Source organism: Nostoc sp. FACHB-190, from assembly GCF_014696905.1.
GTDB lineage: Bacteria > Cyanobacteriota > Cyanobacteriia > Cyanobacteriales > Nostocaceae > Nostoc_B.
Genome location: NZ_JACJQW010000012.1, coordinates 163,803 through 178,851, shown reverse-complemented (window position 1 = coordinate 178,851; position 15,049 = coordinate 163,803). Strand labels below are relative to the sequence as shown.

At 37.7% G+C, this 15,049-nt stretch carries 11 protein-coding genes and 1 pseudogene; 2 read left to right on the top strand and 10 right to left on the bottom strand.

Translation table 11 applies throughout. The annotated features are described in order from the left end of the window. Positions 1-121: 121 nt before the first annotated feature. Both H6G28_RS15700 and H6G28_RS15695 read left to right on the top strand, forming a co-directional pair. Positions 122-1,273, top strand: a pseudogene (locus H6G28_RS15700) (HsdM family class I SAM-dependent methyltransferase); the annotation flags it as partial. Continuing rightward, entirely contained in the window at positions 1,266-2,462 is a 1,197-nt protein-coding gene (locus tag H6G28_RS15695) for a restriction endonuclease subunit S (protein WP_190672010.1), read from the top strand. The pseudogene H6G28_RS15700 and the gene H6G28_RS15695, both read left to right, overlap by 8 nt. A gap of 27 nt (positions 2,463-2,489) precedes the next feature. Here H6G28_RS15695 and H6G28_RS15690 read toward each other — a convergent pair whose 3' ends face one another. The 10 genes from H6G28_RS15690 to H6G28_RS15645 form a co-directional block, all read right to left on the bottom strand. Continuing rightward, complete coding sequence (locus H6G28_RS15690) at positions 2,490-2,846, bottom strand: hypothetical protein (protein WP_190671995.1); 357 nt, start codon at positions 2,844-2,846, stop codon at positions 2,490-2,492. 3 nt (positions 2,847-2,849) lie between these two features. Continuing rightward, positions 2,850-3,473, bottom strand: a complete 624-nt coding sequence (locus tag H6G28_RS15685) for a hypothetical protein (RefSeq protein WP_190671992.1) — start codon at positions 3,471-3,473, stop codon at positions 2,850-2,852. Between the two features lie 16 nt (positions 3,474-3,489). Continuing rightward, positions 3,490-4,164, bottom strand: a complete 675-nt coding sequence (locus H6G28_RS15680) for a hypothetical protein (RefSeq protein ID WP_190671989.1) — start codon at positions 4,162-4,164, stop codon at positions 3,490-3,492. Positions 4,165-4,829: 665 nt separating this feature from the next. After that, complete coding sequence (locus tag H6G28_RS15675; RefSeq protein ID WP_190671986.1) at positions 4,830-5,039, bottom strand: hypothetical protein; 210 nt, start codon at positions 5,037-5,039, stop codon at positions 4,830-4,832. 44 nt (positions 5,040-5,083) lie between these two features. Beyond that, complete coding sequence (locus H6G28_RS15670; protein WP_190671984.1) at positions 5,084-6,394, bottom strand: hypothetical protein; 1,311 nt, start codon at positions 6,392-6,394, stop codon at positions 5,084-5,086. A gap of 581 nt (positions 6,395-6,975) precedes the next feature. Then, positions 6,976-7,479 carry a TniQ family protein gene (locus H6G28_RS15665; protein WP_190671980.1) on the bottom strand — a complete coding sequence of 168 codons (504 nt, stop codon included), beginning with the start codon at positions 7,477-7,479 and terminating at the stop codon, positions 6,976-6,978. Then, on the bottom strand, positions 7,479-8,315 hold the full coding sequence (locus H6G28_RS15660) for a TniB family NTP-binding protein (RefSeq protein WP_190671978.1): 837 nt from the start codon (positions 8,313-8,315) through the stop codon (positions 7,479-7,481). Before H6G28_RS15660 ends, H6G28_RS15665 begins: the two co-directional genes overlap by 1 nt. Positions 8,316-8,393: 78 nt before the next feature. Next, positions 8,394-10,136 carry a TnsB C-terminal domain-containing protein gene (locus H6G28_RS15655; protein WP_190671974.1) on the bottom strand — a complete coding sequence of 581 codons (1,743 nt, stop codon included), beginning with the start codon at positions 10,134-10,136 and terminating at the stop codon, positions 8,394-8,396. Between the two features lie 780 nt (positions 10,137-10,916). Next, positions 10,917-12,218 carry a hybrid sensor histidine kinase/response regulator gene (locus H6G28_RS15650; RefSeq protein ID WP_190671972.1) on the bottom strand — a complete coding sequence of 434 codons (1,302 nt, stop codon included), beginning with the start codon at positions 12,216-12,218 and terminating at the stop codon, positions 10,917-10,919. Beyond that, positions 12,215-15,013, bottom strand: a complete 2,799-nt coding sequence (locus H6G28_RS15645; RefSeq protein WP_190671970.1) for a CHASE2 domain-containing protein — start codon at positions 15,011-15,013, stop codon at positions 12,215-12,217. The genes H6G28_RS15650 and H6G28_RS15645 overlap by 4 nt, the downstream gene beginning before the upstream one ends. Positions 15,014-15,049: the final 36 nt, after the last annotated feature.

Genomic DNA, 15,049 nt, shown 5'->3' with positions numbered 1-15,049 from the left:
AGTTAATTGTCGCTCCTTTTCCTGATCTTCAACGAGGGTCTGACCAGTTTTTTTTCAACAATTCTCTCAAAGCCTCTTGACAAAAGACTTACAGCTTTAACTTGTCACCAATGTTTTTGACCCTGCTTGCGGAACTGGTGGTTTTTTGGTTGAGGCGTATGAATACCTGAAAAAACAGTGTAGCGCACAAGATTGGCAGATACTTCAAAAAAGCATTATTGGTGCTGAGGCGAAATCCTTGCCCTTGATGTTAGCGCACATGAGTTTACTGTTACATGGATTTGAATATCCTGATATTGATGATGGTAATAGTCTGCGGTTTACTATTGCCGAAATGGGTGAAAAAGACTGGGTGGACATCATTCTCACTAACCCGCCATTTGGGGGTGAGGAGGAAGACAGAATTAAAAATAACTTTCCCCCAGATAGACAAACTAAGGAAACGGCATTGTTATTCCTTCAGTTGATTATGCGTCGTCTCAGACAAAGACCCAAACCAGGACGCGCAGCAGTAGTATTTCCCAATGGGGTGCTATTTGGTAGCGATAATATTTGCACCAAAATCAAGGAAGATTTGCTCAATAATTTTAATCTGCATACCATTGTCCGTTTACCTAATGGGGTGTTTGCGCCTTATACTGGCATTCCCACAAATTTGTTATTTTTTGACCGTTCTGGGCAAACGAATGAGATTTGGTATTTTGAAATTCCATTACCTGAAGGACGAAAAACTTTCACTAAAACTAAGCCAATACAGGATGAAGATTTTGCTGAATGTATAACATGGTGGAAGAATCGAGAGGAAAATGAACAGGCTTGGAAATATAACTTTAGAGAAGCTTATAATCAGGCGATAAAAGAAGCTACACCTCATTGGGATGCAGCGAAACAAGCCGAGGAAGTTGCTAATCAGCTTGTCAAGACTGTAAAAGAATTAACGGAAAAAATCCAAAGTTTACAAGATTCAATTTTCGACTTTTCGCCACCGAACGAAGTTGCACAGATTAAGAATCAGATTCAGGTAGTTAAGGATGAGGTGAAACAGGCTCAAACTGAGGAGCAAATTCAGCGCGAGATTGCTAAAGATGAGAAGGCTAAAGGGGATACTATTTACTGGGCAGTTTATAATTTAGACCGAAAAAATCCAAATAGTCAGCAGGAGTTTGAGCATTTACCACCTGAGCAATTAGTGGCTGATATTTTGGAAAAGGATAAGCGAGTGGCTGAGATTATGTCAGAAATTCAACAGTTGTTGGTAGGTAAGAATGAGTAAAGGCTGGGATGCTGTCAATTTAGAAAAAGTTATTAAGCATAGGAAAGAATTTATTGGAATTGATGATTTTAAAAAATATAAGCGATGTCGTGTCAAGTTACACGCTCAAGGAATTGAACTAAGAGATATTGTCCAAGGTGCTGAGATTAAAACTAAAAAACAACAGATTTGTAAAACTGATGATTTATTAGTTGCTGAAATTGATGCCAAAATAGGCGGATTCGGTATTGTTCCTGAAAATCTTGATGGAGCTATTGTTAGCAGTCATTATTTTTTATTTGAAATTAATGAATCGTTACTAGATATAAAATTTTTAGACTATTTTATTCGCACCCCAGCATTCCGTGATCAGGTATCTGCTCAAGGATCAACTAACTATGCAGCAATACGACCAAACGATGTATTGGGATATACAATACCTCTACCACTACTAGAGGAACAACGGCGGATTGTGGCACGGATTGAGGAACTGGTGGGGAAGATTGAGGAAGTGCGATCGCTACGTCAACAAGCACTTGAAGAAACAGATATATTAACCAAGAGCGCACTATTATCAATAGTTAATAATTTTGGTGAAAAATATAATTATCGGCAATTAAACGAATTAATTTTAGATGCAGGCTATGGTACATCTGTTAAATGTGAATACGGACGGATCAACAATTCTGTACCTGTTTTAAGAATTCCCAATGTAGCATCAGAGGAGATAAATTTTAACGATATTAAATATGGGTTATTAACTAATACTGACTTGCAACGAGTTCTTGTGACTGAGGGTGACATACTTGTAGTTCGCACAAATGGCAGTGCTGAGTTAGTTGGGCGCTGTGCTGTTGTTCCAACACTACCGGAGGCTACAGCATTTGCATCATATCTTATTCGACTTCACTGTGATCGTCAGCAAATAGACCCATACTTCTTGCAACTAATGTTGAGACACCTACGATCTGCTGGTCAATTGTTTGATTTTGCAAGAACATCAGCAGGACAGTACAACGTCAGTTTGGGTAGACTTCGTGCCGCTAAAATACCTGTTCCACCCCTCTGTGAACAACGCCGCACTGTTGCTTACCTCAATGAATTCCAAACCAAAGTAGACACAATGAAAAGACTCAAAGAAGAAGCAATAAAAGAACTTGATGCGTTACTACCTTCTATCTTAGACAAAGCATTTAAAGGGGAAATCTGAGAAGATAAGCTACTCTTAACTCACTACTTACTGATGAGGTGGATAAATTTCTATTTCGCAGTTATTAGCCAAAAATTTAGAAAATGAATTAGTTTTTTTGCCTAAAACCACAGCATGAGCATCATTACCCTCAACTGGCTTATGGCAAACTTCTAAACCTTTTTCCATAACCAATTGAGCTTTTATAGATACAACAGCATTTTTACCTATTTTTTTAGCTCTGGTATAGCTTTCTTCTATTGTTGTGAGAGAAAGTATATCCACAGACATCTCAGAATCTCTAAAAGCTGCTGAAGTTGGTCTATTTTCCTCTGGGTGAATTTGACCTGGATGCAGCCACCTCAGCAGCTTATCAGAGGGCTTTACTTGATAGGGTTCAGCCATTTATCAACAGTCGAATTTAAATAGCCAATCTAGTATAGAATACAACTCCTCTAGATGGAATTCTCCTTCGATGTCTGAATTGCCCTCAGTCTTTAAGTATTCAAGTTTATTGTCTGTTTCTAAGGGGATGTAAATTTCTAATTGTCTCGAAGTAAAACGTTTACCAGCCCACTCAAACAAAACCATACCATCAGAACATGGGGCAATAAATGGCTCTACTTTTGAAAAATCAATCCCTCTATCGATACAGTAAGTACGCAGATTAGAGTAGAGGTTTAGAGCTAAATCAATCTGTTCTTTAGAGAATGTAGGAGCATCATAGCCATCCCACTTATCTTCCAAATCTGATAAGTGAATAATTCTTTGATAGGCGTTAGTATTTTTCTGCCAGTCAAAGGCTTGTTGCTTACGTGTATCGATAAATAAGGAGGAATCTATTATATCGTAAACACCATTGAGACTTAGATACTTTAAGATAGCAGCTTTTGAAGCTGAAGGCACAGGAACAGCACATTTCGCGTAGGTTGTAGAAACAGGGTAAACTTGCTCTGCTGTTTTATAACTTGAAGTCGTATCCTTGCTTTTAATACTTTTGAGCCTGGTATTTTCCCAAGAGATTTTGTTCATATTGTTAACCCTGCCATCACTTCAAAAAAGCTTCTTCTACAAAAGAAATAAAAATATCAAAATCACTCTTACAAGATTGTATGATATTTTTCACACGCAATACTTTTTCCTGGTAAGTACCGTTACTCAATTCTCTATGGAAATTTGCTGAAAAGTTAATGATATTTACTAATTCATTAGTAGAATTTTTCTGAATAATTGCTTCTTGGATAGCAATCATCAAGTTAGCATCATCTAATTGATATGTAAATTGAACAACAGCATTTGGTGACTTTCCTTGAAAGTGTTTCCATTTCCCTGGACTAATTAATGTACTTAGAACAGTATCTTGATTATCTTCTTTATCTGCTATAAGAACCTGAGCATTTATATTGATTCCTACAGCTCTGTAATCGACAGCAGGAACAATATCGATATACTTACAGGAAATATCTGGAATTTGGAACACTAGATCATTGCTATCTAATGCTTCCCAGAAAGTAATTCTATCGGACTGAGCTACTAAATTGACTCCATTTTTAAATAGGACTTGAGATAAAGCAGGGGTGGAAATAGGTGGCATTGCCAACTCCCAGTTAGAGGGTACAATTTGCCTGTACTTCAAAAAGTCAGGATTCAAGATTGATGGGTTTTGGTTATCCGCCACCACCACAATAGAAAAATCTCTAACTTCCACATTTTTACTGAGCATTAGACAATTAACCCTTACCATCGGCTAATATTACGCAGGACTGGGTAAAACAACCTCCTCATGCAACTGTAATACAACTACATGACTAGCGAGTTGCTTTCCAGACACTTTGCAATGCTATATATTTATAATCATCCTAAAAGTGTACCTTTTTACCAGAAAAAGCAAAGAACTTTAAATACATCTTAAACAGACTTTTTATGCTGCTCGGTCTATGGCAGGGGCAAAAACGCTACTATATTAAGCCTTTCAGCCACAGAACGAAAATTTGAGATGCCTTCTTCTGTGAATTTATGAGACTGGAAGCGATAGATAAAGCATGAGTCAGACAAACAATTACCGATGATGATTATGTTCCTGTTCCAAGTATTAAAGTTTGACTGCAAATCGTGGTGTGACCATACCATCTAGGCTGCAACCAGTCAAAGCAGGCCTGGGTTTGGAGAAAAAAGGTGAGCATCATATAGACTGATTTATAATCTTGATTTTAAAAATATATATCTAATCTTTTCTTGATTATAGCTAATAAAAACGTAAATTTGCGCTACAGAAAACCGAGATTAAAAATAATAACATCTCAAGCTCAAATAAAAGCCTAAGAGGTCAATCCAAGATTGATTAAAAATACGTGGTTATTGATCACATTTAAAACTGATCAAAGGTTTTTAGCATGGCTTGGATAATTCTACTCGAATTTCGCTCAAAATTTCATTTGCAATAGCAACTCCGAGAGAATCTGGTTTTCGCTCTAACAATTTACGCTCACGTTTCTTGGTTAGTTTGGGAAAAGTTTCAGCTTCCCATTCTTCTAATGAAGAATAAAAAGTATCTTTCTTATTTTCCCGTTTTATTTGACCGTTAATTCTACTGCCCATTTATTTCATCCCCCTTCAGTATTAAATCCTTGATTAGTTCATAATTAATAAGAATTTCTTGCGAAAAAATCATGATTTAATTCAGAAGAAAAGTAATGTTTTCTTTTAATCCAAATAAAACCATCCCCTTTAGAAATCAGTGCTACATCAGTAGTCCCACCAACAGTTTCAGCATCAGTGGTTACTCTACGTTTTAATGATGTTAGGCTAACAAGTGCTTCTGCCATCGCCGCTAGTTCATCTTTTGGTAAGATGCTTACTGTATTTAAAATAGGTTCTATGTGAATTAGATTTCTAAATTCTATCATTTTTTCATTGTATTTTTCAAGTAGCAATTCTTTGGTATGTTGGAATTGTGTATTAATTCGATTAATAAAATCAGGTTGGTCATCAGGAATTGAACTTTTTGCTTGTTCAATTATAGTTTCAAAATAATTATTAAGAATCTGGTCTAAGGTATGAATTGAAAATCTCTGAAGACGTGGATCAATACCCTCTATAAAAGTTGAAATCATATCTTCTTGTGCAAACGGTATAATAACAGGGTACGATGAACCGATCTCATGTGATTTTTCTTCATTCTTAGAGTATTTTAATTGATTACCAAAAACAGCCTCTATATTGTATGTATGTAAAGAAGGAAAAACTTCTTCTTCTCCAAATCCAGTTATCACTATACCGGAAGCAAAAGAGGAGAAGGTATTTTTAATCAACACATTTTTGGCAATATTTAATAATTTCTTTTGGCTAGAAGATTTGATAGTCAAACCTTCAAATACTTCTTCTATTATTGTCTCAAATATATGTTGATATTCTTTTTTTATACTAGTTATAAAAGATTCAGAAAAGTGGCTAACTTTTTCTTTGCTTTCTAAATTATCAAAAAAATCATTTATTACTTCCTCTGTAATCTTATTAATAGCAGATTTATTTATTTTTGAATTTTCTGCACCAGCATTTTCAAAAGCATTTCTTACAGAATTTTTTATTTCTGCTCTAATATCTTCAAAAATATCATATACAATAGCTGCAACTGATCCTTTTTGTGAATCGTTAGGAAAAAAATTTATATTTTGGGTAATAAACTTTATAAAATCATCACAATAATCTTTTAGCTTCGGAAATGATGAGTCACCTAATTTTTTTCTATAAACCTTGATCAATGACTCCCAAGGTACTCCTGTCAGTTGAGCATTACCATATATCATAATACCTACAGGATGGAGCTTAGATAGAGCGAAAAGTTTGTTGGCTGAGTTATAAATTTTTGTGTCATCTGATATTTTTACCGTAACTGCACTGTCTGCGGCTAAAGCAATAGCTTCTTTATTAATTATGGCTACTTCAGTTGTCATAGGTATCTATCGTTCAACGTAATTTCAATTCAGTACATATAAACTAATCAATAGAGAAATTGATCAGTATTTTGTAAGGCTAATTAACACAGCATAAACTAAGTAAGTTAGTTAGTTAGTTTAGGTTAACTTCATGAGAGAATGTACTGCCAATCCGTACCTTATAGGATTGACTTACACTTTCGCTTCTTAAAAAAGGTTAATCATGGAAAATCGTAGGTAACTACAACTTGTCAAAGTGGTATTATATATCACAGCCTCTCTAATGAATCAAGTCTTCAAGACTCTTGCCAGATCAACAGAACTCACAAGACTGATGCAGGATGTGAGTAAAAACCTTATTCTTGCCTAGTGGTAATTCATTAGTTATCACCACTTTCGATAGATTTTGCGTAAGTGTTGATGCTGTTTCACCGAATGAGAAAACAAATAATTTCTCATTAAATTCTCTGCTGAATATTTTAATCAACCTTAAGGTGAAACACTACTCAATGTCGAGATAGAGGGTGATTAAACCAAAACTTTTAGAAACGAGTGACCTCTACGTATTTGAACTTGTACAAACTGAGCGATCGCATTTCTTAGCCATACTTCTGACGCTTCGCCATTGTTGCAAACAGCAGGAAACAGTGAGGACATTCGCCTTGTACCCAATCGACGGGAACGGGGAAAGGAGTTTCACAGTTAGTACACTTCGTTAACAAGCGTAAATTGTGGTGATCGCATTTCAGTTTATCCTTATACTGCCATTCAATGCGGTGACAAGGTACTTCTGCATAGCAAGCAGCACATAATCTAATTGGTCTGGGCTTCATCGTCACCCCCTTGGGTGGTAACATCTCAGCTAATCTATCCGCATTGACTCTTACCACAGATGCCAAAGCCTCCAACTCTTGTCTAGTAGGAAACGGATTAAAGTACAACTTTTCCCAACGCAAAACAACTGCACCGAGTCCAGTTAATTTACCTAACTGGTTAGAGGTTAAATAATTTTCTCGACGAAAGCGACCTAAGAAATGGCTTAAGCTTTCACCATCCAGGGGTTCTACTTCAAAAACACGAGGTTCTTCCGCACCGATTTCCATTATTCAAACCAATCCAAAACTTCAGCCAAAGTATCTTTATCAATGTTCTTCAATCCTTTTCTCAACGCTAAGATTGAAGCTCTTCTCAATACCCGATCCACCAAACCAATTTTGCCACCTGTTTTTTGATACAAAGGTAATAAAGTTTCATTCCTTATGAGATTAGATGGCAGGGGCAAACATAATACTTCTTCTTCCCAGATTTTTACTAATTCAGGAAATTTCTTCTCTGATACCAACGGTAATCTGTAACATTCGATAAATCGATCATGAATGTAAGGTTCTTTTTTAATGAGATTGTCTAAACCATCTGTGCCTACAAGAACAATTGAAATTCTCAATAGGTCATAAATTCGAGCAATTTCACTAAAAGTATTTAATTTCAGAAAATTTGCTTCATCAATAATCAGCATTTCAACCTTAGATTCCTTGAGTAGCCTTTGTACTCGCCTTCTGAGGTCAGTTAGTTTTCCTGAAGTTGCATCATATTTCAAACTTTCCAGGATCAGAACCAATAACTCGCCCGATGAGCAATCCCCTGGAACTTGCATATATAAAACAGGTACGATATCTCTTTTACCTCCTCTTTTTTGCGGCTTATTTAGTAGTCTATACACATCACAAGTAACAGATTTACCTGCTCGTGGAGGTGCAACAATTCGACCGCATTGTTTAGAAAGACGCAAACCATCTAACCAATCATGAATTTTTTGTATATGCTCTAATTCCACAACACTAGGACTAAGGAGACGTTCAATTTCTGGCTGTAATTCTTCTGGAATAGGTTCATCTCCCCATAAATTCTGTACCCATCTCTGCCAATAATCATCTTTCATTATTCTGATTGTTGCCGAAAATCAATAATGGTTTAACGCCTGAATATATTTACTAAAAGCCTGTAAATTCAATCAAATCTACTCATCATAATCTTGACGAAGTTGCTCATAGTTAAAAACTCTAGGTTTTCGAGTTACAGGTTTTGGTGTTTCTTGTAAATTTTCTAGTGGTTCTGTCTCGCTCAGATTGATGGGTTCATACACAGCATGAACTTGAGCTTGTTCTTCTTTCTTGCGTTCCTTTTGGCTCTTTTTCTTTTGCTTGATGAAAGTATCACGGTCGTGTATCTCTGCCAAAATGGATTTATTGCTGAGTGTTTTACCAACAGCGCGAACTTTTCGACTAGCCGCTTTAGCCTCTTCTAGAGATAATTGCTCAGTTTCCCAATCCAGCGCATGAGCAGCAGACAGAAACACTTCCTTGCCTTTATCTATTCGGTAAACCCAAACAGTTGTAATATCTCTAGGGTCATACCTGAGTACAATATTTTCCCCTGCGTAAGCTGCCAGGTAGTCACCACGATACATAATATTTTCAAAGCTGAGATATCCGCCTTTGTAAATGCTGCGCCGAGTCTTTTTCATCAAACAGATATCTAATTCCCGCTCCTTAACCATTTTTGGTAGGGCAGGTAGTCCCGCTTCCCATCGTTGAAACCTTGTTTGGTCTTTTGTCCGCGCATCAAGACGCTGATTGTAGTTGTCAACAATGTAGCGAACTAACAGTAGGTGCAATTCCCGTAAAGTTAAGCAAGCTTCTTCCTCTGCTGTCTTAGAACGTTCCTGAATATTGGAACCTAAATAACCATAGAAACCAGAGAGAAATTCTGTATTAATCGTACCGAAGCTACGTTCTTCAATACCACCCTCACTAGGGCGATCGCGTAAATGGCACTCAAAGCCTAATTGAAAACCAATCTGTTTTAAGTGTTCAGAGCGAAAGTCTTTACCACCATCAGTGAAAAGATTTTCGGGTACGCCATAAGTTCCCCATTCGCTAAGAAGTTTATATTCTGCACTATATTGTTTTGGCAAAATAGCATGACGTAAAGCTAGAGCGACAACTTGAGAGCTAGGTGCATCAAAGCCCACATTAATACCCATAATGCAGCGAGAATAACTGTCTGTAATTTTTGTGAACCAAGGTCTAGCCAATGGTTCACCATACTGATCAACCAACATGACATCTAACTTTGTATGGTCGCACTGCCAAACATGGTTGCTGTAACGCACATCTAATGTTTGCCCATCACGAGTTTTATGAGAGACTCGTGACCCTCGCCATCCAATATTCCTCTGTTTCTGTTTCCGCTCTTGACGCTCAATGATAGGGTTGAGAACCCTATAAACTGTCATGTGGCTAGGAAATTTCTGTAAGCCTAACTGTTCTGCTCTGACTTGGACTCTCATCGCCACCTGAGCAGGAGTCATTTTTTTGCTCCCCTTATTCCCTTCTTTAAAGGTGGAAACAATAAATTTTTGCCACTCAGGATCGATCCGATAACTACCTTTGTCATTTCTCTGAGTCTCAACAATTGCCGATAAACCGTCCTGTTGATATTTTTTGACTAGACGCTGGACTGTTCGTACAGTCTTGTCCAGTTTCTCTGCTGCTGCTCTTAACTTCTCACCATAGGTTTTGCGATCGCATGGCTCAAGTAGACCTTGGATCACATCCATTTTGAGTTTTGCCTCAGCCGATAATTCTGTGAAAATTACGTTTGTTTCTTCTAGTTCATCATCCTTAATTTCATCTACATCATCGTTGTTTTCAACAGGCAGAGATTCGTCGTCTTGCTTGACGATGGGCATGTCATCCATAGGAAAACTTGATTTATACTCAAAACAGTAATCACAATCTCGCTATTGTGCGAGAATATCCAAACTTCCTAAAGCAGTTGACCCCTCAATGGAAGCGGCAACTTTTCGGTATAAGGATGTATTATTTAGTACAATTGTACTAAATGAAATTATAATACCACTATTCGAGCTAAAAAGCGACAGCTAATTTGTTATGAAGCTAGAAAATTTTGGAAAACGTAAAATTGTAAAAGATGACTTTTATTTTGTTATTATTCAAATTGACGACAAGTAAAGTGTTAAATGAACTACTGACTGTTTACATACTAAAAAACGCTGCAAACACTTATTTAGCAACGTTTTGGATGGTTTTATGTTTGACGACATTATTTTGTTAGGACGACAAATAATTAGTTATTCGACACAAATCGTAGCCGTGCTGAATTGACAAAAATTATTCAAGGACAAGTGTAAGGCAAAGCTTGGTGGGAGTGCAGATATCCCAGTTGATTCTAGAAGATAAATATTAGTTATTTATGTGCGGTATCTAGCCAAATCTATGAACCCTCAAACTGTATATTTTTTACATCAATGGGCAAGATGATCAAGATATAGCCTTTCCTAGTCTGCTGAGGTACAAATTTATCTGCGTCCATCTTCGTCCATCTGCGGTTAATTATTCTTGCTTGTACTTCACTAGAATGAGAAACGCTATAAATTAATGGCTGAGTTGAGATTCAGCACTTAATATAAAAATATTTGCTTTGATTACCAGTTAATGTGTGATGGCAATTCCAAAAATTAAATTGGTAGAGTAATCACAAACTTTGTTCCTTGACCGGCGGTAGACAAGCAGTGGATGTTGCCATGATGTTTATCCACAATAATTTGATAGCTAATTGCTAATCCTAGTCCAGTTCCCTTACCCACAGGTTTAGTTGTAAAAGATGGTTCAAAAATTCTTGCTTGCACTTCTGGCGGCATCCCTAAAGCATTATCTTCCATACAAATTGTGACAGTTTCTTGCTGCTCATCAACAGATGTAGTAATTTTAATGGTGTATTGACAAGCTGCTATCTCTTGTTTTACAGCATTTTGATGTAAATCATCAAACGCATCAATAGCATTAGCAATAATATTCATAAAAACTTGATTGAGTTGCCCAGGATAGCAAGTAATTGGTGGTAGTTCACTGTATTGGGTGACAACTTCAATTTTCGGGCGATCGCCTTGGTCTTTGAGGCGATGCTTTAATAGCATAATAGTACTATCAAGTCCTTCGTGAATTTGAAACTTGACTTTAGAAGCAATATCAGCCCTAGCAAAAGTCCTTAAAGAAAGGCTGATATCTTTGAGACGCTCAATTCCCTGGTGCATTGATAACAGAAGTTTTGGTAAATCCTCATATAAATACTCCAAGTCAATTTCTTCGATGAGTTCTTCCACTTCTGGATCTGATTCTGGTAGCTTTTGCTGTTGTAAATCCACCAAACGAAACAAATCATTGACATATTGTTCAATATAAGAGCAGTTACCACTAATAAACCCAATTGGATTATTAATTTCATGACCAATACCTGCAACTAGTTGTCCTAAAGTGGACATTTTCTCACTTTGGATGAGTTGTAGTTGAGTTTGTTGTAGTTGTTGTAGAGAATGGGTTAATTCGGCGGTACGTTCTTGTACCCGTTGTTCTAAAGTTCTGGTGAGATGGGAGATTTTGAGGTGTAGTTTCAGTCTGGCAATCACTTCTTCCTGTTGAAAAGGCTTAGTAATATAATCAACTGCACCAATTTCTAGTCCTTTGACTTTATCTGTAGCATCAGATAAAGCCGTCATAAAAATTACTGGAATATTCTGAGTAATATTATTAGCTTTCAGCCTGCGGCAAGTTTCAAATCCGTCCAAACCTGGCATCATGACATCCAGTAAAATCAAATCAGGATGGGCGTATTCTGTTTGTTCAATTGCTGACTCGCCATCTGTTGCCATCAGTGCTTTCCAACCACATCCTTTAATCGCTTCTGATAGCACCTTGAGATTATTGGGATTATCGTCCACCAATAAAATGTGCATTGGTTTCAAAACAGCTTCAGTAATCATTGATGTGACTCCGTGGTAACAAATGTTTTCAAGAACTTACGGATTTTTGTGGTTTGGAAATTGGCAGTCATTTTACCCAAGGTAGTAGCAAAAACAGTAAATTGACTATCTTGCTTGATTAATTCGGCAATCATAGCCTCAATCGCGGGAATGTCTCCCATCATCGCCAAATGATATAGTTGTTGCAAAATCTCCTGAGATGGCAAAATCAGTTCATTATTATTGTCTGATGGCTCATTTTTAGCAGGTAACGACTGCGATATTGATTCCGCATAAATCCAGTCCACATTAAGTAGCGATCGCAGTGCATTTAATAGTTCATCAACTTGCAAAGGTTTAGGTAAAAATGCTGTTGCACCAGCCTCTAAACTTCGTTGCTGATTTTCTTCAAAAACTCTAGCACTAGAGACAATAATCGGAATCAAACTTGTTTGGGGATTTTCTTGTAATTGCACCATTAACTCAAAGCCATCCATATTTGGCATAGCTAAATCCAGCACAATCATATCCGGTTGAAGTTCAGTTGCCACCTGTAGCCCTTGTTTACCATCGGTTGCCTCTAAAGTGCGACAACCAATTTTTTGTAATAAACTACTCAAAATCGAGAGGTGGTTGCGATCATCATCAACAATCAAAATTTGTGGTATGCGTCCACGAATCCCAATGATTTTCTGATTGCTGGCATTCACCGTCAATGTATTCCAGTCATGGGAAACTGGTATTGGTACTGTGATATCAAACCAAAATAAACTACCTTCGCCTAAATTACTCTGCACTTGAATTTGACTACCCATCAATCCAGCAATTCTTTGACTGATAGCTAATCCCAAACCAGTACCTTCAGATTTCCTCCCCGCTTCACCTACTTGTTCAAAAGCCAAAAAGATTTTCTCTAATTGCTCTGGTGACATCCCAATACCTGTATCTTCTATTTGAAAGCGAATCTTCTGATCAGTGATTTCTGGATTTTCCTGGCTCTTTTGTGACAAATTTTGCTCGATCACATCGATTTTCAATGTGACGCTGCCGCTATCTGTGAATTTGATAGCATTACCCAGTAAGTTAATTAAAATTTGTCGTAGCCGCTTTTCATCGACTTGAATCACAGTCGCCAAAGAATCATCAGCTACGATGTTAAATCCAATTCCTTTTTGTTCGGCTCGAATATTACAAATCTCTGTCACGCCATGTAAAAAAGTTGCTAAATGTACATTAGTTGCTACCAATTCTAATTTACGAGCTTCAATTTTTGAGAGATCGAGAATATCATTAATCAGCATCAGTAAATGGGAACCACATTGATAGATAATGTTGACTCCTTCTCGATTTTTATCGGTCAAGTTTGGCGATAACTCTAGCACCTGAGCAAAACCCAGAATGCCATTTAATGGTGTGCGTAACTCATGACTCATGTTAGCTAAAAACTCACTTTTGGCTTCGTTAGCCGCATCAGCCGCTTGTTTGGCTTCCAGTAGTTCACGAGTGCGTTCTTCGACTTTAAACTCAAGAGTTTTAGAATAATCTAGAAGTTGAGAATTGGCAATTTCTAGTTGTCGGTTAGCTTCTTCTAACTTTTGTTGTTTATAGGCATTGGTTGTGGCAATCACACTACTAATAAAGGCAGCTAACCCTGGGGTGATGGGAATCAACAAACCCTGTAAAAATATTCCATAACCACCCACCAGAAAACCACCACTGATGCCTATTGTTGCCCAGAGAATTTTGCCACCGGGAATGTTGCGCTGGGTACGCCAACTTGCTAAACACCAGCTACCACCAGAACCAATCAAAGACCACAAAATAATCCAAAATGACGTGGTATTGCCAGAAAAACCATGTAGGTTTGCTTTACCTGTTTTTGCTCCTTGGACTATTTGATGGGCAATATTGGCATGAATCACGACTCCAGCTGTGGGTTTTTGAGCAGCAATCAAAGAGGAACTAAAAGGGGTGCTAAAGAAATCATTGGTACTAGAGGCCGTTGAGCCAATAAACACCATGCGATCGCGCATCATATTGGCGGGGATTGTTCCTGCCAACACATCCCGCATCGCCACTGTGCGAAACGACGTTTCAGCACCATGCCAGTTGAGCAGAATTTGATAACCACCCACATCAGTATCGGAATAACCTGCTTCTTGGTTTTGTAGGGGCAGATAAATTTGATTATTTAAGCGAAACTTCTGTTGCTCTGGATTTACTGGTTCTAAAGAAATTTTGTCTGCTTCCAGATACTTGAGGGCCACCATCGTAGCCAATCCGGCTTTAATTTTTCCGTCTTGTTTGGCATCAGCAGATGTGAGTAAAGCACGCCGTACATGGCGATCGCCATCTAATACCAAGTCTGCTAATCCAACTTGTTCTAGTTTTTGCAATTCTGGTGGGGGATTGACACGCTCCCCAGTAATTTTTTCCACCCCAATTAAATTAGGCATGCTGCGAAAAACCTCTACCAGTTGCTTATATCCTTTGCCTTCTGGTAAATCTCGGTAAAGATCCAAGCCAATGGCGCGGGGTTGCTGCGATCGGATTTTCTGGAGTAATTGTGCTAGTGACCAGTCTGGAATCGGCCATTTACCAACCGATTGAATATCTCGTTCATCAATTGTCACAATCACGATTTCGTCAGCTATGGTATTTTGCGAACGTTGTCGCATCCATTCATCACGAAGTTTCCACTCCGGCAAATTAAAAAGTCCCAATGACTGCCCAACAATAACTGTAAGAGCGACACTGGGAGTAATAATTAAAACGCTACGCGAGCGTTGCATCAAACCTTGGAATTTACGCCACATAATTTCGCCGGAGGCACATAACATTGATTAGGATTC